The sequence below is a fragment of the Sphingobium yanoikuyae genome (genome assembly GCF_034424525.1).
GTDB classification, from domain to species: Bacteria; Pseudomonadota; Alphaproteobacteria; order Sphingomonadales; family Sphingomonadaceae; genus Sphingobium; species Sphingobium yanoikuyae.
Window position 1 is genome coordinate 446,409 of the sequence record NZ_CP139979.1, and the last position, 19,040, is coordinate 465,448.

Annotated in this window: 10 protein-coding genes; 8 read left to right on the forward strand and 2 right to left on the reverse strand. The window is 63.6% G+C overall.

What is annotated here, in order from left to right:
• Positions 1 to 96: 96 nt before the first annotated feature.
• The 7 genes from leuD (at position 97) to U0025_RS02125 (ending at position 6,660) form a co-directional block, all read left to right on the forward strand.
• Positions 97 to 690, forward strand: coding sequence for a 3-isopropylmalate dehydratase small subunit (leuD, locus tag U0025_RS02095; protein WP_004210902.1), 594 nt, complete (start codon positions 97 to 99; stop codon positions 688 to 690).
• Between the two features lie 57 nt (positions 691 to 747).
• On the forward strand, positions 748 to 1,071 hold the full coding sequence (locus U0025_RS02100; RefSeq protein ID WP_004210904.1) for a DUF1476 domain-containing protein: 324 nt from the start codon (positions 748 to 750) through the stop codon (positions 1,069 to 1,071).
• 13 nt (positions 1,072 to 1,084) lie between these two features.
• Positions 1,085 to 1,318, forward strand: a complete 234-nt coding sequence (locus tag U0025_RS02105; RefSeq protein WP_004210906.1) for a BolA/IbaG family iron-sulfur metabolism protein — start codon at positions 1,085 to 1,087, stop codon at positions 1,316 to 1,318.
• 64 nt (positions 1,319 to 1,382) lie between these two features.
• Entirely contained in the window at positions 1,383 to 1,715 is a 333-nt protein-coding gene (gene grxD, locus U0025_RS02110) for a Grx4 family monothiol glutaredoxin (protein WP_004210908.1), read from the forward strand.
• Positions 1,716 to 2,312: 597 nt separating this feature from the next.
• Positions 2,313 to 3,641, forward strand: a complete 1,329-nt coding sequence (locus U0025_RS02115) for a TolC family protein (RefSeq protein ID WP_004210909.1) — start codon at positions 2,313 to 2,315, stop codon at positions 3,639 to 3,641.
• Entirely contained in the window at positions 3,638 to 5,362 is a 1,725-nt protein-coding gene (locus U0025_RS02120) for an ATP-binding cassette domain-containing protein (protein ID WP_004210911.1), read from the forward strand. Before U0025_RS02115 ends, U0025_RS02120 begins: the two co-directional genes overlap by 4 nt.
• Positions 5,359 to 6,660 carry an HlyD family type I secretion periplasmic adaptor subunit gene (locus tag U0025_RS02125; protein WP_004210913.1) on the forward strand — a complete coding sequence of 434 codons (1,302 nt, stop codon included), beginning with the start codon at positions 5,359 to 5,361 and terminating at the stop codon, positions 6,658 to 6,660. Before U0025_RS02120 ends, U0025_RS02125 begins: the two co-directional genes overlap by 4 nt.
• A gap of 87 nt (positions 6,661 to 6,747) precedes the next feature.
• Here U0025_RS02125 and U0025_RS02130 read toward each other — a convergent pair whose 3' ends face one another.
• Complete coding sequence (locus tag U0025_RS02130; RefSeq protein WP_004210915.1) at positions 6,748 to 10,680, reverse strand: M10 family metallopeptidase; 3,933 nt, start codon at positions 10,678 to 10,680, stop codon at positions 6,748 to 6,750.
• Between the two features lie 249 nt (positions 10,681 to 10,929).
• Entirely contained in the window at positions 10,930 to 11,196 is a 267-nt protein-coding gene (locus tag U0025_RS02135) for a hypothetical protein (protein WP_004210916.1), read from the reverse strand.
• 233 nt (positions 11,197 to 11,429) lie between these two features.
• Here U0025_RS02135 and U0025_RS02140 point away from each other — a divergent pair, with 233 nt between their 5' ends.
• Positions 11,430 to 18,995, forward strand: a complete 7,566-nt coding sequence (locus U0025_RS02140; protein ID WP_323156753.1) for a beta strand repeat-containing protein — start codon at positions 11,430 to 11,432, stop codon at positions 18,993 to 18,995.
• Positions 18,996 to 19,040: the final 45 nt, after the last annotated feature.

Sequence of the window (19,040 nt, forward strand, 5' to 3'; positions counted from 1 at the left end):
GGTGCTGGCGCTGGGTGCGCTGGCCAGTGCGGCGATGGCCGCGACGCTGGGCCGCGCCGAGGACGGTCCCGCGATGGAGGCGAAGCGGGCGCACTGATGGACAAGCTGACTACCGTTGACGGCCGGGCCTATCCGTTCGGGATGAAGAATGTCGACACCGACATCGTCATCCCGGCGCATTGGCTCAAGACGATTTCGCGCGCCGGCCTTGGCAAAGGCGCGTTCGAGGTGCTGCGCAAGGAACCGGGCAATGTCTTTGACGATCCCGAATATGCCGGCAGCCCGATCCTGATCGCGGGCGACAATTTCGGCTGCGGCTCCAGCCGTGAACATGCCGCCTGGGCGCTTGGCGACCTGGGCATCAAGGTGGTGATCGCGCCGAGCTTCTCCGACATCTTCTCGGGCAATGCGTTCAAGAACGGCATATTGACCGTGGTGTTGCCGCAGGAGGCGATCGACCGGCTGATGGAGGTCGCCAAGACCGACCCGATCCATGTCGATCTGGAGCAGCAGAGCGTCACCACCCAATATCAGGATCGCTTCAGCTTCGAGATCGATCCGTTCCGCAAGCATTGCCTGCTGGGCGGCCTCGACGAGATCGGCCTGACCCTGGACGAGGCGGATGTGATCGACGCGTTCGAGGCGAAGGATGCGGCTTTGCGCCCCTGGCTGGTGCCGGCCGTTGCCTAAAGGCGCGGTTCCGCCTATCTCTGAACGCGACAGACGCATTTCAACAGGGCTTCACGCATGACCACTTTCGACGACCGCGAGCGCGCATTTGAAAATATGTTCGCGCACGACCAGGAGATGCAGTTCCGCATCCAGGCGCGCCGCAACCGCCTGCTGGGCGAATGGGCGGCCGCGAAGATGGGCCTGACGCCTGAGGAAACCGACGCCTATGCCAAGGCCGTCGTGCAGGCCGATTTCGAGGAAGCGGGCGACGAGGATGTCATCCGCAAGCTGTTGGGCGACATGACCCAGGCCGGCCTCGACATCGACGAAGCCGGCGTGCGCACCGCGCTCGACGAGCAGGCGGTGATCGCCCGCCGCATGTTCATCGAAGCGCAGTAAGGCAGGTATCGCCATGCCGATGGCAGCAGACGATATTGCCGAGATGATCAAGACCGCGATCCCGGATGCGCAGGTCGAGATTACCGACCTGGCCGGCGACGGCGATCATTATGCGGCGAAGGTCGTGTCCGAGAGCTTTCGGGGCATGAGCCGGGTGGCGCAGCAGCGCGCAGTCTATGCGGCGCTGGGCGGACGCATGGGCGGGGTGCTTCACGCCTTGCAACTGACCACCGCCGTTCCCAACTAACCGCCATAGCGACATATGCGTCCGCCGCGCGGCGACGCCAGACAAGAGAATTGGACCCAGTGAAATGACCGACGCCGTGCAGCAGCGGATCGCCGACATCGTCAACGGTAATGACGTGGTGCTCTTCATGAAGGGCACGCCGCTCTTCCCCCAGTGCGGCTTTTCCAGCCGCGCGATCGCGATCCTGGAGCATCTGGGCGTGAATTACGAGACGGTCGACGTGCTGCAGGACCAGGCGGTCCGCCAGGGCATCAAGACCTTCTCCGACTGGCCGACCATTCCCCAGCTCTATGTGAAGGGCGAATTTGTCGGCGGCAGCGACATTATGATGGAAATGTACGAGGCTGGCGAGCTTCAGCAGTTGATGACCGACAACGGCGTCGCTGCGGCGAACTGATCGCCGGCTCAGGGCGAAAGATCGAGGGGGCGGTCCGCTGGTCGGGCCGCCCTTTTTGCTGTGCGCTGGGGAAAGGGCCACCGGGTGGGGGATGCCGGCGGAGACCATGCCAGCATCCCCCAGGGTAGTTGAACGGTGGGTGTGCATCAGAACATTCAATCGCCGTGCCACAAGGGCAGAAGCGCGCAAAACCGCCTGGGACGAGGGTTAATGCGCGATGCTGGTCGGCCCGAAGTGTAAACCTGGCCGACGATCCGGGGGCAGGGCAGGCCGGCATTGCATTGTAATTGGCGGAGAGGAAGGCGCAGTAAAACGGCTGGCCTTTGCTGGCGTTCATCTTTCCGTCGCAGAAGCATCATTGGATATGCAGCTTGCGCTTCTCTGTTTTTCGGGAGCATGCTAGGAAGCGGCCAGGGCCGATCCTGCCAGTCAGTGGGGGCAAGGCTGGTCCGGGGGTTCTTGCGCGGTTGGGGTACTGTGCCATTGTCATGTTTCATCTGGCGGACTGAAGGGCGTTTCCTTCGGCAGAGCAGGGCTGTCGCTCTGCTTCTTGGCCTGTCCTGCGTCAGCGGTATCGCCGTGGCGCAGGAGCGGTTGGTGCTGCCGTCCAATCCGCATCCTTTTTCAGCGCCTGCGCTGGATGATCCGTTGCTGGCGCTGGTGCATCAGAATGGCACCGATCCGCTGTTCCGCACGGAAATCGCATCGGCAGTCCAAAATCATGTGCTGATCGACGAAGGCCATGCCGGCGAAGACGAAGCCAAGGCCGCGCGGGTCCAGGCGCGATCGCAGCTTTTCCCGACGGTGGATCTGACGGTGGACGCCAACCGTTCGCTGGCGCGCAATTTTTCCAACGATCCCGGTAACATCATCGAACGGTCCCGACCGGAAGGCCGCACCGACGCGACCGCATCGGTGCGGCAGCGACTGCTCGATTTCGGGGCGACGTCGAGCCGGATCAGCGCCGGCAATGCGCGCGTGGAAGCCGCGCGGTCCACCACCCAAAGCTATGGCCTGGATGTCGCGATCCGTACGATCACGGCCTGGTATTCGATCCTGGCGCAGAAGCTGCTGGAACAGGCGGCTCTCGAATATATCGAGCGCCAGGACCGGTTCCGGCGGTCGATGGAAAAGCGCATCGCCCAGGGGTTTTCGGCGCGGGGCGATCTGCCGCGCATCGACAGTTCGATCGCGAATGTCCGCACCAGGCTGGCATCGTTCCGTCGCGACCGGGCGAGCGCGGAGGCGCAATATCTGTCGCTGACGGGCCATGATGCGCCGGCAGCGCTTGCCCGCGCGCCGCTGCCCCGGACCGATGTCGAGGCGCCCGACATGCTGGAAGATATCGTCATGCGATCTCCGATCGTGATGCGCGCCGATGCCGAGGCGCGGGCCGCGCGACAGGATGCGCGCGCGACGCGATCGGAACGTCTGCCCACGATTGCCGCCGGCGTGGATGCAGGTCGATATGGGGTGTTCGAAAGTCCGGATGACTATGATGTTCGCGGCCGCATCATCGTTCGTGCCCAGTTGGGCGCCGGCATCAATGCCCGTGCCGACCAGGCCAGCGCGCGGGCCGACGCCGCCGAAGCCTATGCCACGCGTGTGCGGCAGGAAGCGTTGCGCGATGCGCAGATGGCGCTGGCCGACGTCCGTGGACTGGAAGCGCAACTGGCAGCGGCGGAGGCGAGCTATCGGGCCAATCGCGATGCGCGCGATGTCGTCGCGACGCGGTTCGAAACCTCGCAGGGCACGCTCTATGACCTGCTCTATACCGAAGACAGCTATTTCTATTCCATCGCGACCCTGATCCAGACGCTGGCGGAACGCGACGTGTCGCGCTTTGCCCTGTTGGCCAAGAGCGGAACGCTGCTGGCCGACCTGGGAATCAATGTCGATGCTTCCGACCCAATGGTGAACCCGTGACCGACCAGCCCTTGCTTGCCGCAGCCCGAGAGCGTTTTGCGCCCTGGCTGATCGAACCCATGCTGCAGAACCGGCATATCTATATCAAGGTCGCGGCGGCAGCGGCGATGATCAACATCTTCGGGCTTGTCTCGTCGCTGTTCACCATGACCGTCTATGACCGGGTGGTGCCCAATGATGCCTCCTCATCGCTGGTGGGGCTGAGCATCGGCTTGGCGATCGTCATCATCTTCGACTTCATCCTGCGACTGTTGCGGGTCTATTTCGTCGATATCGCCGGGGCCAACATCGACTATGAGGTGGGCGATACGCTGTTCGCCAAGCTGATGGCGTTGCGGCTCGACAAGCGACGCGGATCGACCGGCACCCTGACCGGCCTGATGCGCGAACTGGAAACGCTGCGCGATTTCTTCGCCTCCGCCACCCTGACCGCGATCATCGACGTGCCCTTCGTGCTGGTGACGCTGACCGTGATCGCGCTGCTGGGCGGGGTGCTGGTGGTCCTGCCGCTGGCCATGATCCCGATCGTCGTGCTGGCGGGCCTGTTGAGCAACCCGGCGCTGGATCGCCTGTCGGCGCGGAGCCTGGGCGACGGCCTTGCCAAGCAGAATGTGCTGGTGGAAACCATCGGCAGCCTGGAAACGGTCAAGGCGATCGGTGCCGGGCCGATGCTCAATCAGCGCTGGCGCCGGGCGCTCAACCGCCATTCGCACAGCTCGCTTGGCCAGCGGCTGATCGCGTCGATCGCCGTCACCGTGGCAAGCAGCGCCAACACCATCGCCTATTGCGGGATCATCATCGTCGGCGTGGGCCTGTTGCGCAGCCATGACATCACGACCGGGGCGCTGCTTGCCTGTTCGGTGCTGTGCGGACGGGCGATTGCGCCGCTGGCGCAGATTGCGACCCTGTTGTCGCGCCTGTCGGCGACGCGCGTGGCCTATCGCCAGATCAACGCGCTGATGCAGACCCCCAGTGAGGGGCCGGAAGGCGATGCGCTGCAACCGGTGGTGCAGGGGCGGATCGAACTGCGCAATGTCGCCTTCCGCTATCCCGGCGCGCCTGACAAGGCGCTGGACCAGGTCAGCATGACGGTCGCCGCCGGCGAGAAGATCGGCTTTCTTGGCCGGGTCGGATCGGGCAAGTCGACGCTGGCTCGCATGATATTGGGCCTGTACGAGCCGCAGGAAGGGGTAGTGCTGGTCGACGGCATCGATGTGCGGCAGTTCGATCCCGCCCATCTGCGCCGGCATATCGGCGCCGCCATGCAGGACAATGTGCTGCTCGCCGGTTCGGTCCGCGAGAATATCTGCCTCGAACGCGAGCATGTCGGGCCCGACGAGATGCTGCGCGCGGCGGAAATCAGCGGCACCCATCGTTTCATGGGCCATATCACCAACGGCTATGACCTGAAGCTGGCCGATCGGGGCGATGGCCTGTCGGGCGGGCAGCGCCAGTCCATCTCGATCGCGCGGGCGCTGGCCGGGAGGCCGCCCATCCTGATCTTCGACGAACCCAGCAGCGCCATGGATGCGCAGACGGAGAATGAACTGATCGCGAAGCTGCAGGACGAGATACAGGGACGGACATTCCTGCTGATCACGCATCGCACGTCGCTGTTGCGGCTGGTCGACCGGATCGTACTGCTGGAACAGGGGAAGGTCGCCATGGATGGCGCGCGCGACGCGGTGCTGCAGCGCCTGTCGAAGGGGCGGGTGGCATGAGCGCGCCCACGGACCTGCCGTCGGACGCCCGGATCAAGCCGGCGATACCGGCCAATATCTCTCTATGGGCAATCGGCGCCTTTTTCCTGATCTTCCTGTTGTGGGCGAGCCTGGTCGAGATCGACCGCACGGTGCGGGCGGCGGGCAAGGTGATCCCCAGTTCCCAGCTGCAGGTGATTTCCAACCTGGAAGGCGGTGTGGTCGAGGCGATCATGGTGCGCACCGGCCAGGATGTGAAGGCGGGCATGCCCCTGGTGCGGCTCAATCCGATCCAGCCGGGCGCCGAACTGGAGGCCAACCGCGCGAGCAGCGATGCGCTGGGCCTGAAGATCGTCCGGCTGGAAGCGGAACTGGCGGTCCGGGCGCCCGCTTTCCCGGCGGCGCGCAATCCGGCCATGGCCAGCCAGATCGCGGTCGAACAGGGGCTGTATCGATCGCGGATGGCGGAATATGCCAGCCTGGCGGCGGTCGGCAGTGCGCGGATCGACCAGGCGCGCCGCGCCGTAGTGGAGGCATCGGCAGCGCAGGACGCCCGGCGATCGGCCCGTGACACCGCGCAGGCGGATCTGCACCTGGTGCGACCGCTGGTGCAGGAAGGGATCGAGCCGCGCCGTTCGCTTCTGCAGGCGGAAAACAGCTACAGCATCGCAAGCAGCGAAGTCGCGGCGGCCGCCGCCGCGCTGGGCCGGTCGCAGGCGGCGCTGGCCGAAGCCCAGGCGAGCGCTGCCCAGCAGAAGCGGGACTGGCTGGCCCGCACGGCCGATGAACTGACGGCCGCGCGGGCCGAGGCGGCGGCGCGGCAGGCGACGCTGCCGGCCTATGAATATAAGCTGGATCGCACCATCGTGCGGGCGCCGATGGACGGGCGGATCAACCGCGTCTTCGTGACTACGGTCGGTGGCAGCGTGCGGCCGGGTGATCCCCTGCTGGAAATGGTGCCGGGCCGGGACAATCTGCTGGTCGAGGTGCTGGTCGATGCCAAGGATATCGCATCGGTGCGAATGAACCAGCGGGCCAAGGTCAATATCACCGCCTATGACAGCGCCATCTATGGATCGATGGAAGGGCGGGTGATCGCGATCTCGCCCGACGCCGTGTTCAACGAGCGCACCGGGGAAAGCCATTATCTGGTGCGGGTGCGGACCGACAGCAACATGATCACCGACCAGGCCGGCCATCGCCTACCGATCGGGCCGGGCATGGGGGCTGAGGCCAATCTGCTGGGCGATAAGCGCACCGTGCTGGCCTATATATTGACGCCGCTGACACGGCTGAAGGAAACGGCCTTCCGGGAGTGACGGCGGCCGCCATGCGGGCGGACCAGTGTCGGCAGGAAAAAGGGAAGCCAGCGGGCGGGCCGGCTTCCCCTGCGATCCCTTTCGGAATCAGACGACGACGAACTCGCCGGCAGCCAGCGCCAGGCTGGTCGTCAGCGTGGCGAACTGCACCGCTGCCCCGGCACCATTGCCATCGGCGTCGAACAGCAGTGCGCCGGTCGCGCTGTTGTAGATAATGCGATCGTCCGCATCATGGGCGGCTGCGCCGATATAGAAGGCGTTGGCCGCCAGTCCGCCCAGGGCCAGTCCGGCGAACACCGCATCGTCCAGCTGGATCACGTCATCCGCCACCGCATAGTCGGTGATATTGTCGATATTCCCGCTGCCCAGGGTGCTGGAGAACAGGAAGATGTCGGCGCCGGCGCCGCCCGTCAGCGTATCGGCGCCCAGCTTGCCGTCGACCAGGTCATTGCCGCTGGAGGCATTGAGGACATTCTTGCCGCTATTGCCGATCAGCGTGTTGGCCTGGCCATTGCCGGTGGCATTGATATTGGCCGATCCGGTGAGGGTCAGGGTTTCGACATAGCGGCCGCCCAGACTGTAGGTGACGGACGAGACGATGCTGTCCGCGCTGCCGCCGGTCGATCCTTCCACGACATCATCGCCGACATTGTCGACATAATAGACGTCGTTGCCATCGCCGCCGGTCAGCACGTCCGCACCGGCGCCGCCATTCAATATATTGGCGCCGGCATTGCCGGTCAGCGTGTCGGCAAAGGCCGAGCCGGTGAGGTTTTCGATGTTGGATAGCGTATCGGAGCCTGCGCCGCCCGTCGCCTGGGCACCGGCGAGGGCCAGGCTGACCGTCACCGCGGCGGTCGCGGCGGCATAGCTGGCCGTGTCGCTGCCGGTGCCGCCATCCATGACGTCATTGCCGCCGCCGCCGTCCAGCAGGTCGTTGCCGGCACCGCCATTGAGCAGGTCGTCGCCGTCCATGCCCCACAGGCTGTTGTCACCGCTGTTGCCGGTCAGCGTCTGGGCCAGGCTGTTGCCGGTGGCGCTGATCGCGGCCGTGCCGGTCAGCGTCAGATTTTCGACATAGCGTCCGGCGAGCGAATAGGAGGTTGACGAGAATATCCGGTCGTCGGTTCCGCCGGTGCTGCCTTCGATCACGTCGTCGCTGCTGTCGTCGACATAATATATGTCGTTGCCCGCGCCGCCGGCCATGCTGTCGGCGCCGGTGCCGCCGTCCAGGACGTCATTGCCGTCGCCGCCATCCAGCAGGTCGATCCCGGCATAGCCGTTCAATATGTCGTCGCCAGCCAGGCCCGACAGGCTGTTATTGCCGCTATTGCCGTTGAGCGTCTGGGCCAGGCTGTTGCCGGTGGCGTTGATGTTGGCCGATCCGGTCAATGTCAGCGTTTCGACATAGCGGCCCGACAGGCTGTAGGTCACCGACGAGAAGATGCGGTCATCGGTGCCGCCGGTCGCGCTCTCGATCACCTTGTCGCTTACATTGTCGACATAGAATATGTCGTTGCCCAGGCCGCCGGTCATCGTGTCGGCACCGGCCTCGCCATTCAATATGTCATTGCCGTCGCCGCCATTGAGGCTGTCATTGCCGCCGCCGCCGAACAGGCTGTTGTCCGCGGCATTGCCGGTCAGCGTGTCGGCATAGGCCGAGCCGGCGAGATTTTCGACGCCGGTCAGCGTGTCCGATCCCGCACCGCCGGTTGCCTGCGCGGTGCTGAGTGCCAGCGAGACGGTCACGGCCGCGGACGCGCTGCCGTAACTGGCCGTGTCGGCGCCGGTGCCACCATCGATCAGGTCGTCGCCCGCGCCACCGTCCAGCCAGTCGTCGCCCGCCAGCCCGTAAAGCGCATCCGCCCCGGCATTGCCGGACAGCCGGTTGACTTCCCCGGAGCCGGTGATGGAGTCCGCCGCGTCACTGCCGACGACATTTTCGATGCTGGACAGGCTGATGGCGCCGCCGCCGACGGGGGTATAGGTGAATTCGCCATCGGTCAGGTTGATGGTCGTCGTGGCGAAGCCGATCACGGCGGAAATGTCGAATGTGTCCGAGCCGGACCCGCCGACGAACACTTCGCCATAGCTGCCGGTCCAGCCATTGTTGATGAGGAACGTGTCGTTGCCGGCTTCGCCATAGATGAGGTCGGTGCCCGAACCGCCATCGAAGACGTCGTTGCCGCTGCCGCCCACCAGCAGATCATCGCCACTGCCGCCATTGATGACGTCATTGCCGGCGCCGCCATAGATGCGGTCGTTGCCGCCATTGCCGTTGAGGACATTGGCGCTGGCCGATCCGGTCAGCACGTCGTCCAGTTGTGTGCCGTCGACATTCTCGACCGAATTGATCGTCCAGGGGCCACCATAAAGCGGATTATACTGCCAGGTGCCGGCGGCGAGATCGACGATCGCGCCATAGGTGCTGCTGATCTGGCTCAGGTCGAGCCGATCGACACCGGTCCCGCCATATGTGTTGTCGCCATATTCGGTGTCGGTGCTGGTCTGGCGGATGATGAAGACATCATTGCCGCTGTCGCCATAGACGGTGTCCGTTGTCCAGCTGCCATAGATGATATCGTTGCCCGAGCCGCCATAGATCAGGTCGACGCCATAGCTGCCGTCGATGACATCGTCGCCCGCGCCGCCGGACAGGGTATCATCGCCGTAGCCGCCGAACAGATAGTCATTGCCGTCGCCGCCGTTGAGCACATTGTCGAGATCGTTGCCGCTGATCGAATCGTCGCCCGATCCGCCCGTCGCATTCTCGATCATCGATGCGCTGTTGCCCTGATAGAGCAGGGCGTTGAAGATATTGCCCCGCGCATAATGGCCATCGCCCAGATAGGCGAGCTGGACGGTGCTGAAGGTGGAATGGCCACCCGGCGTCAGGTCGATGCTGAGGTCCGTCGTATAGTTGGACAGGTCATAGGTATCGATGCCCCCGCCGTCCCAGATGGTTGCGAAGATGCGGTTGCCGCCCGGATCGATCGCCAGACCACCGTTGATCAAAGTCTCGCCGGTGGTCGGATTCCAGCTGTAGACGGTATTGCCCGACTGGACCGTATAGTCCGCACCATAGAGAGTCTGCAGCGCGGCGATGTCGAGCATCATGTAGGTCTGGGGGGCGCCCCATTGCTCGTAGGAATAGCCGCCGACCAGCGGATCGCCGACATAGCTGCGATAGGTCATGACCGAAAATTCGATCGAGTCCCATTGTGTGGGCAGGGCGACATTGGCGGGGCCGCCAAGCGACTGGCCATGTTTGAGGCCCAGCGAATGGCCTAGTTCGTGCAGCATCGTGTGCCAGGCATAATTGCCGGCAACCGGATTTTTCAGCGAATTGGACGTGCCGTCATAGGCATTGCCGAAGAAGGTGTCGCCGCCATAGATGCTGCTGTTGGGATAATAGGCATAGGCGGTTCCGGCATCGCTGGAATTGGCCGCGCGAATGGTCGCGCTGCCGTCCCCCGATCCCAGATAGGTGATGTCGAGATTGGTGAAGGCCTCGACCGAAAAGCCCCAGGCTGCGGGCAATTGGGTATAGTTGGATACATTGAGGGCCGTGTGCATCGCCAGCGTCTGCTGGGCAGTGAATTGCGAGAAACCCTCATTCTGGGCGCTGACGCCATCGCCATCATTGTCGGCCGAATAGCCGGCCTGATAATCGGCCGGAGAATCGACATCGCTATAGGTGATGCCGGCAGACCATTTGGTGCCGATCAATATGCCGTCGATCTTCGCATCTCCGGTCGCAGCTTGCGAGACGGCGACGGACGCGCTGCCATTTTCCGCGGGCTTGGTCGGATCGGTATCGGTGGCCGCCGGCGGATCGTCCGGTGCGAACAGTCCGTCCTGTGGATAGAGGAGGCGCACTTCGCTGCGCATCATCGCCTCGTGCGAGACCTGCCATGTGATGGCACCGGCCGACAGGCTGCCGGGAGGCGCGAAGATCGGGCTGGAATAATCGGGGGTCAGTTTCGCTTTTGCAGGGCCTTGTCCTGTGACGTTGAACATACATCCTCCCAAGTCTTTTAGAGGCTGACACGTTCGCTGTGTCGGTCGGCGACCGCTTATTATGCAGGCATTAATGGCACCAAAGGGCGGGGAATCCAATATTTCTATTTGCCAACGAAAACATGATGTTATTTTTTACAATTCGCATGGCAATGAAATTGCTGGAAATTTTTCAAGGCAAACAGATGGTTGAATGTATGTTAGGGTATTTTTAATCTCAAAGTTAATGTTAAGTGCCGGAATTACTTGCTACATATTTGGATGCTGCTTTGCCTTGTCCGCGCGGCGCAGGGCTTCACTGGCCAGCGGGTGGTTCGGATGACGCTGCGCAAAGAGAATATAGGCATCCCTGGTGCCATGCTTCTCGGTCACTCTGAACTCCGACCGGATCGCGCTGTCCGGGGTGCTTGGCGGCCGCATCGTGCCTTCGGCTCGCGGTACCGGCATGGTGGCCGTGGCGATCAGCCATCCGGTCAGAATAAGGGCCAGGGCGGCGGCGTGACGGTGGCGGGACATGGGTCTCTCCGCATTGCATCGCTCTGGCCGTCCGCATTTCGCACGCCAGGGGCGACTGCTCCGTACAAACCATAGCATCGCGGTGCGAAACCGACAATTTTCCTGTCCCGAACAGGGATGGAAAAAACAGCGCATACCCCGATCGGGGTATGTGGAATCCCCCGCATCTTCCTAGAAAACCGCCCAAATAATCCTGGGGTCAGGTCGATCGGATTATTTCTGGAGGGTACGACATGGCTGACTTTACTGGCGACGTGAACAGCAACATCATCACCGGAACGGCGAATGCCGACACGATTTCGGGCGGCGGCGGTGACGATTCCCTCTATGGCCTGGGCGGCAACGACACGATCAATGGCGACAGCGGCGACGACCTGATCGACGGCGGCGACGGCAATGACTCGCTCTATGGTGGCGACGGCAATGACGAGATCATTACGGGTTCGGGCAATGACCTGGTGGTGGGCGGCGACGGCGCCGACTTCATCGATGTCGGATCCTGGCTGAACACGCTCGACCGGATCGATGGCAGCACCGACCTGTCCGGCGGCATCGACGTCCTGTCCATCTATGGCGTCTACAGCAGCTATGTCGTGTTCGATGCCGACACCGTCCGCAATGTCGAGCGCTTCTCGATCGGCACCGGCCAGGTGCGACTGACCCTCCACGCCCAGACCAATGTGACCTGGATCGACGCTGCAGGCCAGTTGCAGACGGACTTCCTGTATCTGAACGGCGCAGCCGCGACGAACAACATGACCATCACCGGCGGCGCCGGCGCGGACATCATCACCGGTGGCAGCGGCAACGACATCATCATCGGCGGCGCCGGGCAGGACATATTGGTCGGGGGCGCCGGCGACGACCAGATCATCGGCGGGCTGGATGGCGACACGCTGACCGGCGGCGCCGGCAACGACATCTTCACGCTGACCTATAATACGCCGCGCTCCGACTCCTCGCCATCGACCATCGACGTCATTCTCGATTTCGAAGGCGCGGGTATTGCCGGTGGCGACCGGATCGACCTGCCGTCCTACGCCTATGGCCGCGGCATCGCCTTCAACGCGGCGCCGATCAACTTCACCTTCGTCATTGGCGGTGGCGCCTCCGGCGTGCAGTTGCCCGCCGAACTGGTGGGTGACGGCTTTGCCGACGTGTCCTGGAAATATGACGCGACCAACAATCGCGTCGAACTGTGGGTCGATGTCGATGACAATGGCCAGTTTTCCGAACTGGACATCTACACCTACATCAACGGCATCAACACGCTGACGCAGGAGGATTTCACCGACACCTTCCCGGTGTGGCGCGGCACGACCGGCAATGACACGCTGCTCGCCAGCGCCGGCAACATCATTGCCTATGGCCTGGGCGGCAACGACAATATGCGCGGCGGCGATGGGGCCGACACCATGTCTGGCGGCGACGGCGCCGATGTCATGCGCGGCGGCAACGACAACGATACCCTCTATGGCGATGCCGGCAACGACACGATCTACGGCGATGCGGGCAATGACACGATCTATGGCGGTGCGGGTGACGACACGCTGATCGGCGGTGCGGGCAGCGACAATATCTATGGCGAGGATGGCAACGACATCATGACGGCGGGGTCGGCCGGCAGCTACATGACGGGCGGCGCGGGCAATGACCAGATGACCGGCAGCGGCGTCAATGACACGCTTTATGGCGAGGCGGGCAACGACACGATCAATGCGGGCGCGGGCGACGACTATGTTCTGGGCCAGGATGGCGACGACATATTGGATGGCGGCGCGGGCAACGACAATATGGGCGGCGGCACCGGCAATGACACGGTCAATGGCGGCGACGGCAATGACAGCATCAACGGCGAAGGCGGCATCAACATCCTGAACGGGGGTGCGGGCGACGACCAGGTCTATGTCGGTTACGAAGCCAATAGCCGTGACACCGCGACGGGCGGGACGGGGGCGGATACGTTCCGCCTTGGCTATATCTATGCCGGCTATGGCAGCCTGTCGGCGCCGCATGTGATCACCGACTTCAACCGCAGCCAGGGTGACAAGCTGCTGCTGAACTTCGCGTCGGCCAGCGGCACGCATAACAGCAACGGCACGCCGCTGGTGTTCCGTGGCGAATTGTCCTCGGCGCTCTATTATGACGGCGCGCCGCTGCCGGGCACGGACCTTGGCACGGGCTTCACCCAGGTGTGGTGGAGCCGGATCGGCACGGGCAGCACGGCCAAGACGGTGCTGATCATCGACAGCGATCGCGACCTCACCCTGACCTCGGCCGACTATGTCGTCGAACTGGCCGCCGGCACCATCGCCGACGTCCAACTCTCCGACTTCACCGGCAATCCGTTCCGTGCCTATGCCGGGACGGCTGGGGCGGACAGCTATCATGGCGATGCCGACAATAATCTGATCTATGGCCTGCTGGGCAATGACAGCCTGTGGGGCGATGCCGGCAACGACACGATTTCCGGCGGCGCCGGCATCGACACGCTCTATGGCGAGGATGGAGCCGACACGATTTCCGGCGATGATGGCAATGACACCATCTATGGCGGCAACGACAATGACACGCTGTACGGGAATGCCGGCAACGACACGATCTATGGCGATGCGGGCAATGACACGATCTATGGCGGTGCGGGTGACGACACGCTGATCGGCGGTGCGGGCAGCGACAATATCTATGGCGAGGATGGCAACGACATCATGACGGCGGGGTCGGCCGGCAGCTACATGACGGGCGGCGCGGGCAATGACCAGATGACCGGCAGCGGCGTCAATGACACGCTTTATGGCGAGGCGGGCAACGACACGATCAATGCGGGCGCGGGCGACGACTATGTTCTGGGCCAGGATGGCGACGACATATTGGATGGCGGCGCGGGCAACGACAATATGGGCGGCGGCACCGGCAATGACACGGTCAATGGCGGCGACGGCAATGACAGCATCAACGGCGAAGGCGGCATCAACATCCTGAACGGGGGTGCGGGCGACGACCAGGTCTATGTCGGCTACGAAGCCAATAGCCGTGACACCGCGACGGGCGGGACGGGGGCGGATACGTTCCGCCTTGGCTATATCTATGCCGGCTATGGCAGCCTGTCGGCGCCGCATGTGATCACCGACTTCAACCGCAGCCAGGGTGACAAGCTGCTGCTGAACTTCGCGTCGGCCAGCGGCACGCATAACAGCAACGGCACGCCGCTGGTGTTCCGTGGCGAATTGTCCTCGGCGCTCTATTATGACGGCGCGCCGCTGCCGGGCACGGACCTTGGCACGGGCTTCACCCAGGTGTGGTGGAGCCGGATCGGCACGGGCAGCACGGCCAAGACGGTGCTGATCATCGACAGCGATCGCGACCTCACCCTGACCTCGGCCGACTATGTCGTCGAACTCGCCGCCGGCACCATCGCCGACGTCCAGCTCTCCGACTTCACCGGCAATCCGTTCCGTGCCTATGCCGGGACGGCCGGGGCGGACAGCTATCATGGCGATGCCGACAATAATCTGATCTACGGCCTGCTGGGCAATGACAGCCTGTGGGGCGATGCCGGCAACGACACGATTTCCGGCGGCGCCGGCATCGACACGCTCTATGGCGAGGATGGGGCCGACACGATTTCCGGCGATGATGGCAATGACACCATCTATGGCGGCAACGACAATGACACGCTGTACGGGAATGCCGGCAACGACACCATCTATGGCGATGCGGGCAATGACACGATCTATGGCGGTGCGGGTGACGACACACTGATCGGCGGTGCGGGCAGCGACAACATCTATGGCGAGGATGGCAACGACATCATGACGGCGGGGTCGGCCGGCAGCTACATGACGGGCGGCGCGGGCAATGACCAGATGACCGGCAGCGGGGTCAATGACACGCTCTATGGCGAGGCGGGCAACGACACGATCAATGCGGGCGCGGGCGACGACTATGTTCTGGGCCAGGATGGCGACGACATATTGGATGGCGGCGCGGGCAACGACAATATGGGCGGCGGCACCGGCAATGACACGGTCAATGGCGGCGACGGCAATGACAGCATCAACGGCGAAGGCGGCATCAACATCCTGAACGGGGGTGCGGGCGACGACCAGGTCTATGTCGGCTACGAAGCCAATAGCCGTGACACCGCGACGGGCGGGACGGGGGTGGATACGTTCCGCCTTGGCTATATCTATGCCGGCTATGGCAGTCTGTCGGCGCCGCATGTGATCACCGACTTCAACCGCAGCCAGGGTGACAAGCTGCTGCTGAACTTCGCGTCGGCCAGCGGCACGCATAACAGCAACGGCACGCCGCTGGTGTTCCGTGGCGAATTGTCCTCGGCGCTCTATTATGACGGCGCGCCGCTGCCGGGCACGGACCTTGGCACGGGCTTCACCCAGGTGTGGTGGAGCCGGATCGGCACGGGCAGCACGGCCAAGACGGTGCTGATCGTCGACAGCGATCGCGACCTCACCCTGACCTCGGCCGACTATGTCGTCGAACTCGCCGCCGGCACCATCGCCGACGTCCAGCTCTCCGACTTCACCGGCAATCCGTTCCTGCGCATCGTCGGCACGCCGCAGGACAACGAGTTTATCGATACGGACGCTGGCAACATTTATTATGGCGTGGGCGGCAACGACATCATCAGCGGCAATGGCGGCAATGACCAACTGTTCGGTGGCGATGGCAATGACGTCATCAGCGGCGGCCAGGGCAATGACGCGCTTTATGGCGGCGATGGCGACGACGATCTGACCGGCGGAGCAGGCACTGATACGCTCTATGGTGAAGCCGGCAACGACATCGTCCATGGCGGCGACGATGCCGACCAGATCTGGGGCGGTGCCGGCAATGACCAGCTCTATGGCGAATTCGGCGCGGACACCATCTATGGCGAGGATGGCAACGACATCATCTATGCCGGCGCGGACAATGATTATGTGAATGCCGGCAGCGGCGACGACATGGTCGATGGCGGCGACGGCAATGACCAGCTTTATGGCGACCTGGGCCAGGACGTCATGACGGGCGGCGCCGGCGACGATTATATGCATGGCGGCGAAGCCAATGACGTGTTGGAGGGCGGCGAAGGCAATGACACGCTGGACGGCGGCAACGGGTTCGACATCGCCAGCTATGCCAATGGCAACAGTGCGATCAGCATCGACCTGAGCGCTGCGTCCAATGTCTATGCGCTGGGCGGCAATATGGGGTCCGACACGCTCGTCAGTATCGAGGGCATTATCGGCACCGCCTATAATGACGTGCTGACCGGCACCGATGGCGACAATGTGTTCGAGGGCGGGGCGGGCAATGACGTGATGACGGCGCGGGGCGGCGTCGACACGCTGAGCTATGCCGGCGCGACGGCCGGCATCACCATCTCGCTGGCGCTGGCCACCGCCCAGAATACGGGCGGCGCGGGCACCGACACCATCAGCGGCTTCGAGAATGCGACCGGTTCGGCCTTCAACGACCAGATCACCGGTTCGGCCGTCAACAACCTGCTGCTGGGCGGTGCGGGCAATGACACGATATTGGCCGGCGACGGCGAGGACATAGTGCGCGGTGGCGATGGCGTCGACAATCTGCAGGGGCAGGATGGCGACGACCAGATCTATGGCGACGCCGGCAACGACAGCCTGTCCGGCGGCCTGGGCCTCGACCTTCTCTATGGCGGCGAGGGCAATGACAGCATCAAGGGCGATGCCGGCAATGATCGCCTGTATGGCGAAGCCGGCGACGATGTGTTGGACGGCGGCGACGGCGACGACCTGCTGATGGGCGGCGAAGGCAGCGACACCGCCAGCTATGCCGCGGCGACCGCAGCGGTCACCGTCAATCTGGCGCTGACCGGCGAACAGAATACCGGGTCGGCGGGAACGGATACGCTGTCGAGCATCGAGAATCTGACCGGTTCGGCCTATGACGACATGTTGACCGGCGATGCGGCTGCCAACACCCTGACCGGTGGCGCGGGCAATGACGTGCTGGATGGCGGCGCGGGCGCGGACCGGATGGTCGGCGGCCAGGGCGACGATATCTATCTGGTCGATAACGCGGGCGATGTCGTGGTCGAGTCCTCGGGCCAGGGCAACGACATGGTGCGCACCACCTTTGCCACCTATACGCTGGGCAGCAATGTCGAGAATCTCGTCGGCCTGGCCGCGACCGGGCAGCAACTGACCGGCAACAGCCTGTCCAACAGCATCGTGGGTGGTGCCGGGAACGACATCATCAATGGTGGCACCGGCGCGGACAGCATGACCGGCGGGTTGGGTGACGATATCTACATCCTCGACAATAGCGGCGACGTGGTGATCGAACTGGCCGGGGAGGGTGTCGACGAAGTGCGTACCGCGCTGGCCAGCTACACGCTGGGCAACAATGTCGAGAATCTGACCGGGACGGCAACCGGCGGCCAGACGCTGACGGGCAATGCGCTGAACAATGTGATTACCGGCGGCACCGGCGCCGACACGATGACCGGTGGCCTGGGCGACGACGTCTATTATGTCGACAACAGTGCCGACAAGGTGGTCGAGAGCGGCAGCCAGGGCTATGACAAGATCTACAGTTCGGTCAGCTACAGCCTGAACGGTCGTACCGTGGAGGAACTGAGCCTTACCGGCACGGCGGATATCAATGCGACCGGCAATACGCTGAACAATGTGCTGATCGGCAATAACGGCGCCAACGTCCTCAATGGCGGAACCGGTGCCGACAGCATGGCGGGCGGTCGCGGCAACGACATCTATTATGTCGACGACGCAGGCGATGTCGTCACGGAACTGACCGCGCAGGGCGTGGACGAGGTGCGTACCACGCTGGCCAGCTATGCGCTGGGCAGCAACGTCGAAAATCTCGTCGGCACATCCTCTGCGGGACAGACGCTGACCGGCAACAGCCAGGCCAATGCGATCACCGGTTCGACCGGCAACGACATCATCGATGGCGGCGCCGGAGCCGACACGATGAGCGGCGGCGCGGGCGACGACATCTATTATGTCGACCATGCGAGCGACAAGGTGGTCGAGAGCAACGGCCAGGGCAACGACGCCATCTTCAGCTCGGTGAGCTACACGCTGGCCGGTCGCTATGTCGAACAGCTGACCCTGACCGGCAGCGCCAACATTGATGCGACGGGCAATTCCCAGGCGAACAGCCTGGTCGGCAACAGCGGCAACAATGTGCTGGATGGCGGCGCAGGCATCGACACGATGGCGGGTGGACTGGGCGACGACATCTATTATGTCGACAATGCCGCGGATCAGGTGATCGAGAGCAATGGGCAGGGGAACGACACCATCTTCAGCTCGGTCAGCTACACGCTGGCCGGCCGCTATGTCGAGCAACTGAACCTGACCGGCAGCGCCAACATCAATGCGACGGGCAATTCGCAGGCGAACAGCCTGGTCGGCAACAGCGGCAACAATGTGCTGGATGGCGGCAGCGGCACCGATACGCTGACCGGCGGTGCCGGCCAGGATCAGTTCCGCTTCTCGACCGGGCTGGGCAGCAGCAATGTCGATACGATCACCGACTTCAACGTGGTCGATGACCGGATTTCGTTGTCTTCGTCGATCTTCTCCGCGGCGGGGGCGGCCGGCACGCTCAACGCCAACGCCTTTGTCGTCGGCTCGGCGGCGGCCGATGCCAGCGACCGTATCATCTATGACAGTGCCAGTGGCACGCTCTTCTATGATGCGGACGGCAGCGGTGCGGGGGCTGCGATCGCCTTTGCCCATATCGGCAGCGGACTGGCCCTGACCAATAGCGATTTCGTGATCGCCTGACCCGCATGGGGGAGAGGCGGGGCCGCGCCCTTCGCGGTCCCGTTC